The following is a 17,505-nucleotide window of genomic DNA, read 5'->3' as shown; positions in this document are numbered from 1 at the left end:
TCCCTGCCCTGTCAGGCGCGCTTCTTGACGAGGTAATGGTCGATGGAAACTGCCGCGAGCAGGATCGATCCGCGAATGATGTCCTGCCAGTAGACCGAGACATCCAGAAGGGCGAGAGAGCTGGAGACCACCGACAACAGCACCGCGCCGAGAATGGCTCCGAAGATCGTGCCCGATCCACCCGAAAGGCTTGCTCCGCCGATTACGGCTGCGGCGATCACGTTCAGCTCCATCCCGATGCCGAAGGTCGGCTGGGCGGACCCGAAGCGTGCCATGTAGATGATGCCGGCAAAGCCACACAGGGCGGAACACAAGGTGGTTGTCAGGAAGACGACCTTCTTGGTCCGGATGCCGGAGTAGGCCGCCGCTTTCTCGTTGCTGCCGGTATAAAAGACCTTCCGGAACATGGTGGTCCGGCGCAGCATGAAGTCGAACGCAACCACCACGACAATGAAAAGCAGGATCACGACAGGGATCGGACCGATGGATCCCTGACCGATGAACTTGAACTCAGGCGGCAGAGTGTAGAGGCCGAGCGGTCTTCCGCCGGTGCCCAACAGGCAGGCGCCACGTGCGATCACCATGATGGCCAGCGACACGATGAAATGGTGCAGGCCGACCCGGGTGACGAAAAAACCCATGAACGCACCGATACCGGTACAGGCGGCAATGGAAATCGCCGACGCAACCCAGGGATCGATGCCATTCAAAAAGAGCCAGCCGGCGATCACCATGGCAAGGGCTGTCACCGATCCAACCGACAGATCGATGCCACCCGAGATCAGCAGGATCGTCATGCCGACAACGACGATGCCTTCCACGGCAAATGCCATCACCATCGCGCGCATGTTCACCCAGGTCAGAAAGTAGGGCGACGCAAAGGACATCACGACAAACAGCAGCAGAATGATCGCGATCAGACCGGTTTCGCGCATGCGCAGGATCCGGCGGATGAGAGAGGTCTCGGCGGCCTTGGCCGCAGGCTCGTTTGTCAGGGAGACGGTGTCTTCCATGGTTTCCCCCACGCTTAGTGTATCGTTGCCTGGGCATCGCCGACGGATGCCAGGTGCATGATGTTTTCTTCAGTCATCTGATCGCCGGTCACTTCGCCGCTTATCTGTCCCTCGCGGACGACAAGGACCCGGTCGCAGACGCCAATCAGTTCGGGCAGTTCAGACGAAATCACGACGATGCCGACGCCATTGCTGGCGAGATTTCGCAATATGCGGTGAATTTCAGCCTTGGCTCCGACATCAACCCCGCGTGTCGGTTCATCCAGGAAAATGAGCTTCGGATTGACCGAAAGCATCTTGGCAATGGCCACTTTCTGCTGATTGCCGCCGGAAAGCGACGAAACGGGATCTGCGAGCGAGCCGCATTTCAGATTGAGCCGCTTTCCAAGATCTCTTGCCTGATCGTCCTCTCTCTGCTTCAGGATCAGCCCAAGGGCATTCGCGACCTGCTCCGGTTTCAAAGCCGAAACGTTCGAGGCAATCGACATGTCGAGAAAGATGCCATCTCCCTTTCTGTCTTCCGACAGGTACACCACCCCTTCCGCGATGCTGTCCCGGTAGGAACTGATGTTCAGTTTCTTGCCGTTCAGGGAGACCTCACCGGTGACGTCTCCTTCCAGGCGGCAGATGCCCTTGACGATTTCACTGCGCCCGGCGCCGATCAATCCTGCAATCCCGAGTATCTCGCCCTTTTGGAGATCAAACGAGACGTCGTTGAAACGTGTTCTTTCGGTCAGATTGCGGACTTCGAGAATTTTTTCATCCGACTTTTCCGCCTCGGTCTGCTTTTGCGGATAAAGGTCGTCAATGACCCTTCCAACCATGGCGTTGACCACATCGCTCGGCTGAATGTCAGCGACATCGCGGGTGGTGATGTAGCGGCCGTCCCGATAGACGGACACCCGGTCGCAATTGTCGAAGATCTCTACCATGCGGTGAGAGATGTAGATGATGGAAATGCCCCGGTCCGCAAGCTGGCGCATGATCCCAAAGAGGATCTGGGCCTCTTTTTCCGTCAAAGCCGCTGTCGGCTCGTCCAGTATCAGGATCCGGCAATCGAGTGTCAGCGCCTTTGCGATCTCGACCAATTGCTGATGGGAGATCGACAGGTTCCGGACCAGCGTTTTCGGATTGATCGTCGTGAGTTGGCCCAGGACGTCAGCTGCCTTCTTTTCCAGAGCGCGATAGTCCATCAGCCAGGAGCGGCTGGCATTGGTGGTGGCCATGAAGATGTTCTCGGCAACCGATACATCCGGACACAGGGCGATTTCCTGATGCACGAACCCGATGCCCAGTTTCTGCGCCATGGCGGGGGAAGAAATTTTCACCGCTGAACCGTCAAGCACGATCTCGCCACCGTCAGGCTGGAGAATGCCGTCGATGACATTCATCAGGGTCGACTTGCCGGCTCCGTTTTCGCCTGCAATCGCGTGGATCTCGCCCTTGCGAAGTTCGAAATCGACGCCCTTGAGCGCACGGACAGGCCCAAACGATTTGCTTAGGTTGGAGATCTTGAGGATCACATCGCCAGTCATGACGGCCACTTTGCACTAGAATTCCAGGGAAGCCGGGCTGTCTGCACGTTTGCAGTTCAACAGACAGCCCGTTTTGCGGAGACACTCTTGGCGTCCCGACATCACAGTCAGCTCGGATCGCGGCCTTCCATGTAGACATTCAGATCAAAGCTGTCGGCATTGTCCTTGGTGATGACGGCAAAGCCGTTGTCGACATATGGGATCTGAACCGGGTTGTAGCCGGAGACCTTATAGTCGTTGAACGGGTCGAACACGTCGGAATGCGCCGCCAGGAAGGTTGCCATGAAGCCCATGAAACCCTGCATGCCCTGGTTCGGATTCAGCGCCATGTGAATGTTACCGGCCTTGATGTGCTCGAGCGTCGTCGGCGTCACATCCGCATGCATGATGAGAACGTCTGCCTCGGCTTCCAGAACGGCTGCGACAGCGCCTTCAGCCGAACCGGCTTCAGGGATCCAGAGTGCCCCCAGGTTCGGGTTCGCCTGCAGGATGGACGCCGTTGCACGGTAGGCGGCGTTGCTGTCCTGGTTGGTTGCCTGACGGCCAACCAGTTTCATGTTCGGATAGTTCTCTTCCATGTAGGCGATCAGGGCCGTCACGCGCAGGTCGTGGTTGGACTGACCCGGATTTTCCAGAACCGCGTATTCAGCACTGTCGCCAATCTGCTTCACGATTTCCTCGGCCGCGAACTTGGCTTCGGCCAGGTTATCGGACGTGATGTAGGCGGTGCGCTTGGACTTCGGGCTGTCCGCCGCGAAGGTCACGATCTGCGTGCCGCTTTCGATCGCACGATCTATCGGCTCGATGAACGGATCGGATTGCATCGGGTGCAGCAGGATACCGGCCGGTTGCTTGACCATGTCCTGTTCAAACGAAGCAATCTGCTTGGTGATGTCGTAATCGGGCGTGCCGGAGAAAACGGTCTCGCAACCGAAAGCTTCCGCAGCTTGCTTGAAGCCCTGGTAAACCGGTACCCAGTAGGGGTGACCAGACACCATGACGTTCATGATGTAAGTCTCACCCGGTTCGCATTTCAGGCCTTCCGCCTGTGCCGGCATTGCTGACAGAACAGCAGTGGACAGCGCGGCGGACAGCAGTACACCCTTCAATTTCAAAGCGCCCATAGTTTCCTCCCTTGAGCAGCTCCTCCCGGTCCTGCAGCACAGCCTGTCAAAGACAATCAGCCTCTGCAAGATATTTCAATCGCTGGTTTTTATCCCAGCGAGTTCATGGATAAGGGAGCCCGAATGGTAGCGTCAAACAATTTTGGTATAAATTTCTTTTTGTGAAATTTATTTCAGTTTCTGAGTCACCTCGGAGTACCAAAGACGACTCTTGCAAGGTGATAACCAACTGGAAAACATAGCTCTTTTTCGAATTAACTCAGAAGACAGAAAAACCCCTGCCGATTTCTCGACAGGGGCTCAATTCAAAAACGTAGCGACCGAAACGTGTCCGCTTGCTGCGCAATCAGGAACGACTACTCGGCGTTTTTCACTTTCTGCGTCTGCACACCGAGCTTGTCGATGCCGAGTTTCATCACTTCGCCACCCTTCAGATAGACGGGCGGCTTCTGACCCATGCCGACCCCGGGAGGTGTGCCGGTCGAAATGACGTCACCAGGCTGCAGGCTCATGAAGCGGCTGCAATAACTGACCAGATGCGGCACCTTGTAGACCATCGTTGCCGTCGAACCGTTCTGGTAGCGATGGCCGTCGACTTCCAGCCACATGCCGAGCTGATCGAAATCACCGACTTCGTCTTTCGTGACAAGCCAGGGGCCGAGCGGACCGAAAGTGTCGTTGCCCTTGCCCTTATCCCAGGTGCCTGCGCGGTTGAGCTGGAAATCACGCTCGGAAACATCGTTGATGACGCAGAATCCTGCGACATGGGACAGCGCATCCGCTTCATCGATGTAACGGCCGCCCTTGCCGATGATCACACCGAGCTCGACTTCCCAGTCGGTCTTTTCCGAGTCCCGCGGAATTTCAACGTCATCGTCAGGCCCGACAATGGCAGACGTCCATTTGCCGAAAACGACCGGTTCCGGCGGGATATCCATACCGGCCTCGGCGGCGTGGTCGGCGTAGTTCAGGCCGATGCAGATGAACTTGCCGACATTGCCGACACATGGCCCCAGACGAAGATCGTTCTGCGGCAGGCCATCCACCAGCGGCAGATCGAACGGGTTCAGCGCCTGAAGTCTGGTAAGCGTTTCCGGCAGCAGGGCATCCCCGGAAATGTCGGCCACATGTCCAGACAGGTCGCGCACCCGGCCATCGTCATCAAGCAAACCCGGTTTCTCTGAACCAGACGGGCCATATCGCAGCAATTTCATGATCTTAATTCTTTCACGTATAGACCGGCCCGCCAGTTTCCTGACGGGCCGTTGTTGCTAACTGGAATCGATCAGTCGTAAAGGACCGCAGCGATTTCCGGATCGTCCATGTTAGACGCATCGTAGTAGAAGAAACCAGTGTCGATCAGCGTCGGAACTTCCTGACCCTTGGTGGCCGCCACAGCTGCCTTGACGGTTTCATAACCGATGCCGACCGGGTTCTGGGTGATCGCGCCGGCCATCAGACCGCTCTTGATCGCTTCTTTCTGAGCCTTGCCGGAATCGTATCCGATGATCACCAGATCCTTCTTGCCCAACTCCTGCACGCCGTTGACGACGCCGATCGCAGAACCTTCATTGGTTCCGAAGATCCCTTTCAGGTCCGGGTTGGCTGTCAGGATTGCCTTGGTCACTTCGGTGGACTTGAGGTGGTCGCCCTGTCCGTACTGAACGGTGACAATCTCGATGCCCGGATACTTCTCGGCCATACGGTTCACGAATCCATCGCGACGATCAATGCCGGTGCGGCTGGTCTGATCATGTGCGACCACGGCAACCTGACCCTTGCCACCGAGTTTTTCAGCCATCTTGTCCGCGGCGAGACCGGCAGCAGCGACGTTGTCGGTGGTTGCGGTTGCAATCGGAATGTCACTGTCGACACCACTGTCGAAGGCCACGACCGGGATGCCGGCTTCCTGAGCCTGACGCAGCAGCGGAATGGCGGCCTGGCTGTCGAGCGCTGCGAAACCGAGAGCCGCAGGCTTGTTGGCAAGAGCCGCTGCCAGCATGTCGATCTGACGGTCGACCATCGTTTCGTTGTCTGGCCCTTCGAAGGTGATGCGGACACCCTCTTCGTCAGCGGCCTTTTCTGCACCCAGTTTCACGGCTTGCCAGAACTGATGCTGGAAGCCCTTGGAGACCAGAGGGATATACATTTCGTCGGCAAAAGAAGCCGTCGAAGGTACCGTCATCGCCAATGCGCTGATGGCTCCAAGAATGAAACGACGTGAAAACATGAGTATTCCTCCTCTACATAAGTTCACTAGTTTCTCAAAAGATTCCGGGACTTTATTGTCCTCTTGCTTGAGCTCACTTGGCCTGTTTGCGCCGAACCATGTCGGCGTAGACGGCCAGGATGATGATTGCGCCGGTCACGACGGTCTGCCATTCCTGCGCGACGGAAAGAACGCGCAGTCCATTGGTCAGGACAGCCATGATCAGCGCGCCGATCAGGGTACCCAGAATGGTGCCGCGTCCACCCGACAGAGACGTGCCGCCGATGACAACGGCCGCGATAGCTTCAAGTTCGTAGCCCAGCCCAAGAGCTGGCTGTGCGGAATTCAGGCGCGAGGCGATCAGGATGCCGGCAACGCCGCAAATGCCGCCTGCCAGCGAGTAGATGGCCATCTTCCAGGCATCGGTGTTGACGCCCGAAAGACGCACGGCTTCCTCGTTGGAGCCAAGCGCGAAGGTGTAGCGGCCCAGCACCGTGCGGCCGAGAATGTAGGCAACGCTGAGAGCGACGATGAAGAGAATGAGAACGCCGTTGGGGATCGGCAGCGCCGGAAAGATTTCCCCGATCAGAGAGCCACGCGAAATCTGGTCGAAGCCCGGTGTATCGTTGAAATAGATCGGCCGGGTTCCCGAGATCACCAGCGACAATCCCTTCAGGATCAGCATCATTCCAAGCGTGGCGATGAAGGGCGGGATCTTCATTTTCGCGACAAACGTTCCGGAGCACAGACCGCAGAGGGCACCGGCTGCAATGGCGGCGATGACGCCGAGCAGCAAGGGCAGACCGGCATATGTCAGGACGACGCCGGCGATCACCGCACAGAATGTCATCAGGGTTCCGACCGACAGATCGATCCCGCCGGTGATGATCACGAGCGTGACCGCCACGGCCAGCACACCGTTGACCGATGTCGCCTGCAAGATCGCGATCATGTTCGAGGTCTGCATGAAGTTGGGCGATGCAATCGAGAAGCCGATCAGCAAGGCCACGAGAGAGGCGAAGGCCAGAAGTTTCTGGTGCGCTCCGGTATCGATCAATCGCGACAGCAGATTGACCGGTTTCGTTTCCTGCGCAGTACTCACGCTGTCCCCCCATCCGGTTGCATGGCCGCTTCACGTTGCGTAGCCAGTTGCATGATCATTTCCTGAGTAGTGTCTTTGCCGCCCGGCAAAATCCCGGTCAGCCGGCCTTCGCACATCACAGCGATGCGATGGCTGAGCCGCATGATCTCCGGCAGTTCCGAGGAGATCACGATGATGGTCTTGCCCTCCGCCGCCAGGCTCTCCAGCAGCTTGTAGATTTCCGATTTCGCCCCGACATCGATCCCGCGGGTGGGTTCATCGAAGATCAGGATGTCGCAATCCCTGAGCAGCCACTTGGCAATGACGGCCTTTTGCTGGTTGCCTCCCGAAAGCAGCCGGACTTCCTGCGTGTCGGAAGGCGTACGTATTCCGAGTTTGCGAATGTAGTCCAGCGCGGTCTTGCGCATGGCTTCGTCGTCAAGAACGCCGCCCCAGCTGGTGAAGCGGTCCATCGATGCAAGGGCGATGTTGTCACGCACGTTCATGCCGGTTGCGAGACCGAAATGCTTGCGGTCTTCCGACAGATAACCAATTCCCGCCTTCACTGCATCGGAAGGGCGCGAGATAGAAACCTCCTGGCCATGAACCCGGATAACACCGGAGTCCTTCGGATCAGCGCCAAAGATGGCCCGGGCGACTTCGGTCCGACCTGCCCCCATCAGACCGGCAAAACCGAGTATCTCACCCTTGCGGACCGAGAAACCGACGTCGCGGATTTCCCGCCCGCGGTTGAGGTCGGACACTTCCAGGGAAACTTCCGCCTCTGAAAGATTGGGGACCTCCAGCGGCTCTTCCTTGACTTCGCGCCCCACCATCATGGCGATGATCTTGGAGATCGGCGTGTCAGCCGCGCCGACGGTTGCGACGTATTCGCCGTCGCGCATGACCGTGACGCGGTCAGAAATCCGCTTCAACTCGTCCATCTTGTGGCTGATATAGACGATGCCGACGCCTTCGGATTTCAACCGGTTGATGATGACGAACAGCTCGGCGATCTCCGCATCGTTGAGAGCGGCGGTCGGTTCATCCATGATCAGGACGCGCGAATCGTATGACAATGCCTTTGCGATCTCGACCATCTGCTGTTTGGCGATGGTCAGACTGCCGACATTGGCCTTCGGGTCCAGATTGAGGTTCATGGAAGCGAAGATTTCAGCCGCCCTGGCGTTCAGCGCAGCTTCGTCCAGTCTGCCGAAACTCCTGCGCGGCTCGCGGCCGATGAAGATGTTCTGAGCGGCGGTCAGATCATTCATCAGGCTGAGTTCCTGGTGGATGATGCCGATTCCGAGATCCTGCGCCGCTCGAGGGCTGTCTATCGTGACGCTCTTGCCGTTGACCTGGAGGTCGCCGCCGTCGCGCTGATAGATCCCCGAAAGGATCTTCATCAAGGTGGATTTACCGGCACCGTTCTCGCCCATCAGGGCGTGCACCTCACCGGCCTCCAGTTCAAACTGCACATTCTTGAGTGCGTGAACTCCCGGAAACCGCTTTTCGATGCCGGTCATTTTTACAAGTGTTGCCACAACCTCCCCCTTTGCAGCCGTCAGATGGTGACGCCGCCGTCGACCAGCAGGGCCTGCCCGGTCACGAAACGGCTTTCATCAGACAAAAGGTAGACAACCAGCGGCGTGATATCGCCGACTTCCGCCAATCGGCCCATGGGCTGACGGGCGATAAAATCCTTCTCGGCCTGGATCGGATCATCCGCAGCGGCGATCCGGCCGCGCAACGATGGTGTATCCACGGTGCCCGGGCACAACGCATTGCAACGAATCCCCTCTTTGACGAAATCCGACGCGATGCCCTTGGTGAGTCCGATCACCGCAGCCTTGGTGGCACCATATGCGGTTCGCAGCGGGAACCCTTTGATGGAGCTTGCCATGGAAGCCATGTTCAGGATTGAACTGCTTCCTGTCACTTCCGCGCGGCGTAACATTCCCGGCAGGCAGGCACGGGACAGCCTCATCATGGCAGTCACATTCAGGTCGAAGCTGAAGGCCCAGTCCTCATCGGAAATATCCAGTAGCGTGCCGTGGTGAACAAAGCCGGCGACGTTGAACAATCCGTCAAGATCCGGCAGGTCCGAAGCCAAAGCGGCAATTGCCTTGGGATCGGTGACATCAAGGGCCCGGCATTCGATCCCTTCAAGGCCTTCCATCAGCGAGACGTCCCTGTCCGTGGCGATCACCCGGGCACCTTCGGCGGCACAGGCGAGTGCACTTGCACGCCCCATGCCCTGGCCTGCCGCAGTGACTAGAATGGTCTTTCCTTGCAGCCGCATTACATCACTGCTCCTATCTGCCACGGCACGAATTCCGCGCCGCCAAATCCGAGTTCCTCACTCTTGGTCTCTTCTCCGGACGCAACCCGAATGATCAACTCAAGCAGTTCCTCACCCTTTGCCTCGATGCTGACACCATCCGTGACGATGTCACCGCAATTGAGGTCCATGTCGTCGGACATCCGACCGTACATTTCCGAATTCGTCGCCAGCTTGATGCAGGGCGTCGGCTTGTACCCGGAGACCGAACCGCGACCGGTGGTGAAGATGATGAGGTTTGCTCCCGACGCCACCTGCCCGGTTACGGAACAAGGATCGAAGCCCGGGCTGTCCATGAAGACAAAGCCCTTCTTGTCGATGAGTTCGGCAAACTGATAGACATCCGTCAGCGGAGCGGTGCCGCCCTTGGCAACAGCGCCGAGCGACTTTTCCAGGATTGTGGTCAACCCGCCGCGCTTGTTGCCCGGGCTTGGGTTGTTGTCCATTTCTCCGCCATTGCGGGCGGTGTAATCCTCCCACCAGTGAATGCGCTCGATCAGCTTTTCGCCAACCTCGGCCGTCTCGGCTCTTCGGGTCAGCAGGTGTTCAGCGCCATAAACTTCGGACGTCTCGGAGAGGATTGTGGTGCCACCATGACGCACCAGCAGGTCGGAGGCATATCCAAGGGCCGGATTGGCTGTAATACCGGAATACCCGTCTGAGCCACCGCATTGCATGCCGACGGTAATTTCGCTGATCGGTGCAGGCTGTCTCGTGACCCCGTTTGCGATTTCCAGAATTCCGCAAAGCTCTTCGAGCCCCTTTTCGATCGTCTTGCGCGTGCCGCCGACATGCTGGATCGTCATGTAACGCAAGGCGCCATCGGCACGGATCGGCCTGCCGCCCACCAGGTCCGCGACCTGCATCACTTCACAGCCCAGGCCGATCAGAAGAATGCCACCGAAATTCGGGTGTTGCGCATAGCCGGACAAGGTTCTGAACAGAGCCGCATAGCCCTCGTTCTCACCGGACATGCCGCAACCGGTGCCATGTACAATCGGCACGATGCCGTCCACATTCGGAAATGCATCCAGCAATCCGTTTTTTTCGGCAGCCTCGGCGATGAAACGGGCAACGGAACCGGAGCAATTCACCGATGTGAGGATGCCGACATAGTTCCGGGTGCCGACTTTGCCGTCAGCCCGGTGATATCCCTGGAAAGTCCGCTGGTCCTCGATTGGAACCAGTTGAGCGTTTTGGGTCGCGAATTCGTAGTCCTGCAGACTGTGCGAATCCATTCCGAGATTGTGGGTATGCACATGCTCGCCCGGATTAATCCGGGTCTTTGCCTGACCGATGATCTGGCCATAGCGCAATACGTCCTGACCTTCGGCAATCGGTTTGCAGGCAATCTTGTGCCCCTGCGTGACGGGAGCAGCCAATGGCTCGGGCACACCTTCCAGAACGGAACCGGCCGGAAGCGCGCGCAAAGCGATGACGACATTGTCTTCAGCTCGCAGCTTGAGAACATCGCTTCCAGTCATTTGTGTGCGTCTCCCTCTCCCATCGTCTCCACTTTTGTGGATCTCCGTTGTACTCAGGAACTAGCTTGACTTGCGGACTATGTCAACTAACATGTTAGTCTACTAGAGGCAAAAATGACGAATACCGATATCGACGTAACCAATCTCCGGGAGATCGGAGCCTTCGAAGGATCGCTTGCCCAGCGGGTCTACCTGGCCCTGCAGGAAGCGATCCTGTCGTTGCAATTCCTTCCCGGCGCCATTGTCCGCAAAGGCTTGATCTGTGAGAAGCTCGGGGTGTCCCGCTCACCCGTATCGGAAGCCATCGCCCGGCTTTCGAATGAGGGACTGGTCGACGTGGTTCCGCAATCGGCAACCCGCGTCGCCTACTTTTCAATGGATGACATTCGTGAAGGCACTTTCCTGCGGGAAGCACTGGAACTGGCGAGCGTTGCCAAGGTTGCCCGTGACCGGACCGACGAACAGATGGCGCAACTCAACAGAAATGTCCGCCTTCAGGCCCTGTTGGTAGAGGACCAGGACTTTGCCGGCTTTTATCAGGCCGATGAAGAGTTTCACGCCATGCTCATGCATTTCACCGGCTATCCGCGCCTGAAGACTGTTGCCCGCATGGTCTCGCTACAGGTGACCCGCGCCCGGATGCTGCTGCTGCCGACACCGGGGCGGTCGAACGAAACGCTCGAAGAACACCAGGCCGTTGTTGATGCCGTGCGGGATCAGAACCCGGAAGCTGCACAGGATGCCATGCGTTATCATTTGGGTCAGCTCATGCCACGCATTGAGGCCCTGGCCGAAAAACGTCCCGATCTATTCCAATCACGCTGAAGACAGGAACCAGTATGAAGGTCACCGACACCACCCTATTGAATGCGCGAACGGCCCGGCCGGTTCCCCTTACCCGCATGGGTTTCGGTGGGGCTCCTTTGGGAAACCTGTATCGCAAGGTTTCGGATGAAGATGCGCAGGCAGCTCTCCAGGCGGCCTATGACGCAGGCATTCGGTACTTCGACACCGCCCCTCAATACGGTCTAGGCCGTTCCGAAGAACGGTTTGGTGTCGCGCTGAAGCGGTTCGGCCGTGAGACTGTTCAGCTGTCGACCAAGATCGGCCGTCTTCTTCTGGACTGCGAGCCACATGAAGTCACGCCCGAAGCCTTTGTCGATGTGCCGCAGAAGCGGATCGTTTTCGACTATACTTATGACGGCGTCATGCGCAGCTACGAGGCCAGCAAGAAGCGCCTCGACGTATCGAATGCCGACATCCTTCTGGTGCATGACGTCTGCGCGTTCTCACAAGGCTCTCAGGAGATCAGCGACGCCAAGGTGAAAGAGCTCTTTGATGGCGGCGGGTACCGGGCATTGTGCGAACTACGCGATGCCGGGGACGTTTCCGCGATCGGCGCCGGCGTCAACGAATGGCAGGTTTGCGAAAAACTGCTCGGTCTCGGTGACTTTGACGGCTTCCTGCTGGCAGGACGCTATACTCTGCTGGAACAGGAGGCTCTGGAGAGCTTTCTTCCGCTTTGCGAAAAGCGCGATGTCGGCATTATTCTCGGCGGACCATACAATTCAGGCATCCTGGCAACCGGTGCCATTCCGGGAGCCAAGTACAACTACGATGATGCTCCACCCGAAATCCTGGAACGTGTGCGCAAGATTGAAGCGGTGTGTGCGGCACATGACACAAGACTGATTGCCGCTGCCCTGCAATTCGTGCTCGGACATCCAAGCGTCAAAACCGTGATCCCTGGCGGTGTCAACGCGCGTGAAGTCAATTCCAATGTCGAACTGCTCGAAACGCCGATCCCGGACGGACTGTGGTCGGATCTTCGCAGTGAAGGATTGATCCGCCCTGACGCCCCACTACCGTCGGAGGCCCGTCATGCTGCGTGACATCGATCCAATCCTGTCTCCTGACCTTCTTTATGCTCTGCGCGCAATGGGACATGGCGACGAGATCGTTCTGGCGGACGCCAATTTTCCGGGTGAAAGCCTGGGGCCGACCTGCATTCGTGCAGACGGCTCCACCGCCAGCGAAGTCCTGCAGGCCGTTCTCTCCGTGATGCCGCTCGACATCTATGTGCCCGACCCTGCCCTGACGATGCAGGTGGTCGGTGATCCGGACGCCATTCCCGAAGCCGTTGCGGACTTCCAGAACATCATCAAAAAGACAGCGGACAATCCGGCTCAAATCCAGACACTGGAACGCTTTGCCTTTTACGAACGCGCCGCAACAGCTTTTGCCATCGTCCAAACCGGTGAGCGTCGCCTCTACGGCAATATCATTCTCAAGAAAGGAGTGATCGGGTGACGCGGATTGATGCACACCAGCATTTCTGGGCGCTTCAGCGTGGAGACTATGGTTGGCTGACACCGGAGCTTGACGTCATATACAGAGATTTCCTGCCGCAAGACCTCGCTCCCCTTCTGGATCAGCACGGTCTTTCAGGCACAGTTCTGGTCCAGGCGGCTCCCACTGTTGAAGAAACACGGTTCATGTTGTCGCTTGCCGACAGCAACGAACTGGTCAAAGGCGTCGTTGGCTGGGTGGATTTTGAAGACCCGGCCGCACCGGACCTGATTGCCGAACTTGCAGAACACCGCTCTCTTGTCGGTCTGCGTCCGATGATTCAGGACATTCCGGATGCCGACTGGATGTTGCGGCGCGAACTTCGACCCGCCTTCGATGCGCTTCAAAAGGCAGACCTGACCTTTGACGCACTGACACTGCCTCATCACCTTTCAAACCTTCAGGAGCTGCTGGCACGACACCCCGAAATGCGTGTTGTCATTGATCATGGTTCCAAGCCGGTCATCCGGGAAAGTCAAATCGAAGACTGGGCCGCGGATATGGCGGCGCTTGCCGAGAAGACACAGGCTTACTGCAAGCTGTCGGGCCTCGTGACCGAGGCAAAGCCCAATTGGACGGTGGACGACCTTCGTCCCTATGTCGATCACTTGCTTGAAACCTTTGGTCCTGACCGTCTGATCTGGGGCAGTGATTGGCCGGTTTGCCTGCTGGCAAGCGACTATAAGCGCTGGGTGGAGACAACCGAGGAACTGCTTTCGGATCTGAGTACAGAAGAGCAAAACGCTATTCTCGGCGGAAACGCCATTCGAGCCTACAAGCTGACGCTTTGATCATTTCAGGTCTTTTGGCAGAGCCAAACTTTCCAGGCGTCATTCCGGACCGGCAAAGCGCTTGCCGGAATGACGCTTTCCAGAACTTTTTAATCTGAACCTAGACGATACCGCCGCCTGCCCCCGTCACTTCGGGGCGGATTTCGGCGACTTTTCGGCGGTAACCCGATGCGCGATAGGTGGCAACCGGATCAATAGCGCCCCCCGTTTCCAACCTTGCCATTGCCAGGATCGGTTCAACATCTGTGCGGAAGGCACGTTTCAACGTCGCGGTTGCCATCAGGGCATCATTTTCTTCCTGGCAAACTTCCAGCCTTTGCCTGTCCACCAGCAGGGCCTGGGCATAGGCCCGCTGAACTTCCATGGCGGAAACCATCAGGCTTTCAATCGGATCGGTGACATTGTGCGACTGGTCCAGCATGTGAGCCGGATCGAAACCTGGCGCCTGAAGGTTTTCAGCATCGACAAGCTCATTGAAAACAAGGAACAGCCGATAAGGGTCGATTGACCCGGTATCCAGATCGTCGTCCCCATACTTGCTGTCATTGAAATGAAATCCGCCGAGCTTGCCGAACTGAACGAGGCGGGCGACGACCATCTCAATGTTGACGTTGGGTGCGTGATGTCCAAGGTCGACGAGGCAAAACGCCTTGTCACCCAGCTCATTGGCAATCAGGTAGTTGGTCCCCCAATCCTGGACCACGGTTGAATAAAATGCCGGCTCATACATCTTGTGCTCGGTAAAGAGCCGCCAGTCCTCAGGCAGGCTGGCATAGATTGTTCGAGCCGCTTCCAGGTAGCGTTCGAACTGCCGGACAAAATGTGCCTGACCGGGGAAGTTCGAACCATCGCCAACCCAGACCGTCAGGGCCATTGACCCTATCGCCTTGCCAAGTTCAATGCATTCCAGATTGTGCTCGATGGCCTGTTGCCGCGTGCCCCGGTCGGTATGAGACAAGGAACCGAACTTGTACGAAAACGGTTGGCCAGGCTGATCCTGAAAGGTATTGGAATTCATGGCGTCAAAGCCAAGACCGAGTTCCGCGGCGGCGGCTTTCAGGTCGGCAGGATCCGCCTTGTCCCAGGGGATGTGCAACGAAACCCTGGGGGTTGCCCTGGTCAGTTCCTGAATGACTGAGCAGTCTTCCAGCTTGTCGAAGATGTTGCGGGGCTCTCCGGCACCGGGAAAGCGTGCAAACCGGGTACCGCCCGTTCCAACTCCCCAGGAGGGGATTGCCACACCGTAGGCGGCAACCTTGTCCCTGATCCTGTCAATTGCAATGCCGCGACGCTCAAGATGTTCGCCAAGCATGTCATAGTCGCGCTTCAGGTCATGCGTGCGCATCTCGTTTTCGCGTGCCAGCAGGCCGCCTTCAATCATTGGCATGAAACTCTCCGTTAGCGCGTGAAGGCCTGAACGTTTCCGGCATCAACATTGAGAATGTTGCCGGTGGATTTTGCCGAAAACTCGCTGGCGAAGAAATAGGTCGCCTCAGCGATGTCTTCGGGCAGAACGGACTTTTTCAGCAACGACCGCTGCCGATAATGCTCTTCGAGTTCGGACGTATCCTTGCCATAGGCGTCGGCGCGTTCCTTCAACCAGCTGCCGGACCAGATCTTGGAACCACGCAAGACGGCATCCGGATTGACGACATTGACACGAATGCCTTCCGGCGCCCCTTCAAGTGCAAGGCAACGGGCGAGATGCAACTCCGACGCCTTGGCCGTGCAATAGGCGCTGGCACCCGGCGAAGCCGCAAGACCATTCTTTGAACCGATAAAGACGATCGACCCGCCGATCTTCTGCGCTTTCATCAACCGGAAAGCTGCCCGTGAGACGAGGAAATAGCCGGTGGACAGGATCGACATGTTCCGGTTCCAGAGGTCCAACGTTGTTTCCTCGATCGGCGCAGACGACGCGATCCCGGCGTTGGAGACAAGAATGTCAACGCCGCCGAATTCCAGTGCGGCGCGCGCGAAACTGTCTGCAACGGCTTCTTCGCTCGTGACATCCATCGTGACCGATCTGACAGCATCGGAGGAATACCGACCGCTTAGCAGCTCGGCAGTCGCGGAAAGCGCCTCTGCATCGATGTCTGCCAAGACGACGCAGGCCCCTTCGCGCAGGAAACGTTCCGCTGTTGCAGATCCGATCCCGCCGGCACCGCCGGTCACAAGAGCAATCTTGCCGGCAAGGCTTTTCGGTTTCGGCATCCGCTGCAACTTGGCCTCTTCCAGAAGCCAGTATTCGATGTCGAACGCTTCCTGCTCCGGCAGGCCGCGATAGGTGGAGACGCTTGAGGCTCCACGCATGACGTTGATCGCGTTGACGTAGAACTCTGCGGAGATCCGGGCGGTTGCCTTGTCCTTGGCAAAAGTGATCATGCCAACTCCGGGGACAAGATAGACGACGGCATTCGCGTCGCGCAGCGCCGGACTGTCGGTGTGCTTGCAGCGATCATAGTAGGCTGCATAGTCTTCGCGATAAGTCGCGATGGCATCTCCAAGACCGGCCAAAGTGGCATTCAGATCCGGAGCAGCCGGATCAAAATTCACGACAAGAGGTCGGATCTTGGTCCGCAGGAAGTGGTCGGGACAACTCGTTCCGAGTGCTGCCAGCGCTTCCATATCCCTTGAACATACGAATTCCAGCACCGCATCGCTGTCATCGAAATGTCCGACCATGTGCTGCTTGCCGGACACCATTCCACGTATGGCCGGCATCAGACCTGCCGCCACCTGACGCCGTTCGGCAGGAGACAATGCACAGTGCCTTGCGCCACCAAAAGCGTCCTTGCCCGAAGTTCTGTTTTCGAACCACCCGATCGCCTTGTTGATGATTTCAAGCGTGGTCTCGTAACAGGTTCTGGCATCGTCGGACCAGGTGAAAAGGCCGTGACTTTCCAGCACAACTCCACGCGCTTCAGGGTTTTCTCTGCAAAACTTCTCCAGCCACAATCCGAGCTCATAGCCCGGCCGCTTCCAGGGAAGCCATCCGATCTCATCTCCAAAGATTTCCTGAGTGAGGGCCTTGCTGTCAGCGGCTGCGGCGATGGCGATAATGGCATCAGGGTGCATGTGATCGACATGCTTCCCGGGAACATAGGCATGCAGCGGCGTGTCGATGGAAGCCGCGCGCGGGTTCAGGTTGAAAGTGCAATGGGGCAGATAGCCAACCATCTCATCTTCAAACTCGACACCTCGATAGAGGTCCTTGAGAGCGTGCAGCTTGTCCATGTAGAGCGTGGCAAAGCCGTCCATCTTGATCGTGCCGACATCGCCGCCAGATCCCTTGACCCAAAGAACCTCAACCTGCGCTCCCGACAAAGGGTCATTCTCAAGCGCCTTTGCCGAGGTGTTGCCACCGCCGTAGTTGGTGATGCGTTTGTCTGAACCAAGAAGGTTCGACCGGTACAGCAAGAGCTCGGCTTCGCTCATGCTCCGCGCCTTCTCCTCGTCCCAAAGATTCTGAAGCCGGGATCCTGCGGCAGAGTTCAACATTCATTCCTCCCAAAATATGCCTGACAGCGCTTGCCTGGTTGATTAGAAACTCGCTCGAACAGATCGTATTGTCAATC

General features: G+C 57.6%; 15 protein-coding genes. 4 read left to right on the top strand and 11 right to left on the bottom strand.

Features of this window, described 5'->3' with window-relative positions; genetic code table 11:
* Positions 1–11: 11 nt before the first annotated feature.
* The 9 genes from ABLO27_RS26545 to ABLO27_RS26505 all read right to left on the bottom strand — a co-directional run bounded on the left by ABLO27_RS26545 (position 12) and on the right by ABLO27_RS26505 (position 10,787).
* Complete coding sequence (locus tag ABLO27_RS26545) at positions 12–935, bottom strand: ABC transporter permease (RefSeq protein ID WP_417714862.1); 924 nt, start codon at positions 933–935, stop codon at positions 12–14.
* Between the two features lie 92 nt (positions 936–1,027).
* Positions 1,028–2,548 (bottom strand): sugar ABC transporter ATP-binding protein, encoded by a 1,521-nt coding sequence (locus ABLO27_RS26540; RefSeq protein WP_353037119.1) that lies wholly within the window; start codon positions 2,546–2,548, stop codon positions 1,028–1,030.
* 107 nt (positions 2,549–2,655) lie between these two features.
* Positions 2,656–3,672: a substrate-binding domain-containing protein gene (locus tag ABLO27_RS26535; protein ID WP_417714857.1), complete on the bottom strand. Its 1,017-nt coding sequence runs from the start codon at positions 3,670–3,672 to the stop codon at positions 2,656–2,658.
* Positions 3,673–4,028: 356 nt separating this feature from the next.
* Positions 4,029–4,886, bottom strand: a complete 858-nt coding sequence (locus ABLO27_RS26530; protein ID WP_353037118.1) for a fumarylacetoacetate hydrolase family protein — start codon at positions 4,884–4,886, stop codon at positions 4,029–4,031.
* A gap of 71 nt (positions 4,887–4,957) precedes the next feature.
* Positions 4,958–5,902 carry an ABC transporter substrate-binding protein gene (locus tag ABLO27_RS26525; RefSeq protein ID WP_353037117.1) on the bottom strand — a complete coding sequence of 315 codons (945 nt, stop codon included), beginning with the start codon at positions 5,900–5,902 and terminating at the stop codon, positions 4,958–4,960.
* A gap of 73 nt (positions 5,903–5,975) precedes the next feature.
* Positions 5,976–6,983, bottom strand: coding sequence for an ABC transporter permease (locus ABLO27_RS26520; RefSeq protein ID WP_353037116.1), 1,008 nt, complete (start codon positions 6,981–6,983; stop codon positions 5,976–5,978).
* A complete protein-coding gene (locus ABLO27_RS26515) occupies positions 6,980–8,506 on the bottom strand; it encodes a sugar ABC transporter ATP-binding protein (protein ID WP_353037115.1) in 1,527 nt (508 codons plus the stop codon). Before ABLO27_RS26515 ends, ABLO27_RS26520 begins: the two co-directional genes overlap by 4 nt.
* A gap of 20 nt (positions 8,507–8,526) precedes the next feature.
* Positions 8,527–9,264: an SDR family oxidoreductase gene (locus ABLO27_RS26510; protein ID WP_353037114.1), complete on the bottom strand. Its 738-nt coding sequence runs from the start codon at positions 9,262–9,264 to the stop codon at positions 8,527–8,529.
* Positions 9,264–10,787, bottom strand: coding sequence for a UxaA family hydrolase (locus ABLO27_RS26505; protein WP_353037113.1), 1,524 nt, complete (start codon positions 10,785–10,787; stop codon positions 9,264–9,266). The genes ABLO27_RS26510 and ABLO27_RS26505 overlap by 1 nt, the downstream gene beginning before the upstream one ends.
* 114 nt (positions 10,788–10,901) lie before the next feature.
* On the opposite strand from ABLO27_RS26505, the gene ABLO27_RS26500 reads away from it, so the two are divergent.
* Genes ABLO27_RS26500 through ABLO27_RS26485 form a run of 4 tightly spaced genes read left to right on the top strand, consistent with a single transcriptional unit; the run spans position 10,902 to position 13,927 of the window.
* Positions 10,902–11,612, top strand: coding sequence for a GntR family transcriptional regulator (locus ABLO27_RS26500; RefSeq protein WP_353037112.1), 711 nt, complete (start codon positions 10,902–10,904; stop codon positions 11,610–11,612).
* A gap of 14 nt (positions 11,613–11,626) precedes the next feature.
* Complete coding sequence (locus tag ABLO27_RS26495; RefSeq protein ID WP_353037111.1) at positions 11,627–12,679, top strand: aldo/keto reductase; 1,053 nt, start codon at positions 11,627–11,629, stop codon at positions 12,677–12,679.
* Positions 12,669–13,097, top strand: a complete 429-nt coding sequence (locus ABLO27_RS26490) for an RbsD/FucU family protein (RefSeq protein WP_353037110.1) — start codon at positions 12,669–12,671, stop codon at positions 13,095–13,097. Before ABLO27_RS26495 ends, ABLO27_RS26490 begins: the two co-directional genes overlap by 11 nt.
* On the top strand, positions 13,094–13,927 hold the full coding sequence (locus ABLO27_RS26485) for an amidohydrolase family protein (RefSeq protein ID WP_353037109.1): 834 nt from the start codon (positions 13,094–13,096) through the stop codon (positions 13,925–13,927). The genes ABLO27_RS26490 and ABLO27_RS26485 overlap by 4 nt, the downstream gene beginning before the upstream one ends.
* A gap of 100 nt (positions 13,928–14,027) precedes the next feature.
* Here the strand turns inward: ABLO27_RS26485 and rhaI are convergent, their stop codons facing one another.
* Both rhaI and ABLO27_RS26475 read right to left on the bottom strand, forming a co-directional pair.
* A complete protein-coding gene (gene rhaI, locus ABLO27_RS26480) occupies positions 14,028–15,314 on the bottom strand; it encodes an L-rhamnose catabolism isomerase (RefSeq protein WP_417714856.1) in 1,287 nt (428 codons plus the stop codon).
* A gap of 11 nt (positions 15,315–15,325) precedes the next feature.
* Positions 15,326–17,428, bottom strand: a complete 2,103-nt coding sequence (locus ABLO27_RS26475) for a bifunctional rhamnulose-1-phosphate aldolase/short-chain dehydrogenase (RefSeq protein WP_353037108.1) — start codon at positions 17,426–17,428, stop codon at positions 15,326–15,328.
* Between the last annotated feature and the right edge of the window lie 77 nt (positions 17,429–17,505).

The organism is Roseibium sp. SCP15, from assembly GCF_040329435.1.
Lineage (GTDB): Bacteria > Pseudomonadota > Alphaproteobacteria > Rhizobiales > Stappiaceae > Roseibium.
The sequence above is the reverse complement of the archived record's forward strand: the minus strand, read 5'-3'. Positions and strand labels throughout refer to the sequence as shown.

Excerpts from the sequence above, each read along its gene's own strand:
- ABLO27_RS26545 (WP_417714862.1), bottom strand. The coding sequence starts at position 935 with ATGCGCGAAACCGGTCTGATCGCGATCATTCTGCTGCTGTTTGTCGTG.
- ABLO27_RS26540 (WP_353037119.1), bottom strand. The coding sequence starts at position 2,548 with ATGACTGGCGATGTGATCCTCAAGATCTCCAACCTAAGCAAATCGTTT.
- ABLO27_RS26535 (WP_417714857.1), bottom strand. The coding sequence starts at position 3,672 with ATGGGCGCTTTGAAATTGAAGGGTGTACTGCTGTCCGCCGCGCTGTCC.
- ABLO27_RS26530 (WP_353037118.1), bottom strand. The coding sequence starts at position 4,886 with ATGAAATTGCTGCGATATGGCCCGTCTGGTTCAGAGAAACCGGGTTTG.
- ABLO27_RS26525 (WP_353037117.1), bottom strand. The coding sequence starts at position 5,902 with ATGTTTTCACGTCGTTTCATTCTTGGAGCCATCAGCGCATTGGCGATG.
- ABLO27_RS26510 (WP_353037114.1), bottom strand. The coding sequence starts at position 9,264 with ATGCGGCTGCAAGGAAAGACCATTCTAGTCACTGCGGCAGGCCAGGGC.
- ABLO27_RS26505 (WP_353037113.1), bottom strand. The coding sequence starts at position 10,787 with ATGACTGGAAGCGATGTTCTCAAGCTGCGAGCTGAAGACAATGTCGTC.
- ABLO27_RS26500 (WP_353037112.1), top strand. The coding sequence starts at position 10,902 with ATGACGAATACCGATATCGACGTAACCAATCTCCGGGAGATCGGAGCC.
- ABLO27_RS26495 (WP_353037111.1), top strand. The coding sequence starts at position 11,627 with ATGAAGGTCACCGACACCACCCTATTGAATGCGCGAACGGCCCGGCCG.
- ABLO27_RS26490 (WP_353037110.1), top strand. The coding sequence starts at position 12,669 with ATGCTGCGTGACATCGATCCAATCCTGTCTCCTGACCTTCTTTATGCT.
- rhaI (WP_417714856.1), bottom strand. The coding sequence starts at position 15,314 with ATGCCAATGATTGAAGGCGGCCTGCTGGCACGCGAAAACGAGATGCGC.
- ABLO27_RS26475 (WP_353037108.1), bottom strand. The coding sequence starts at position 17,428 with ATGTTGAACTCTGCCGCAGGATCCCGGCTTCAGAATCTTTGGGACGAG.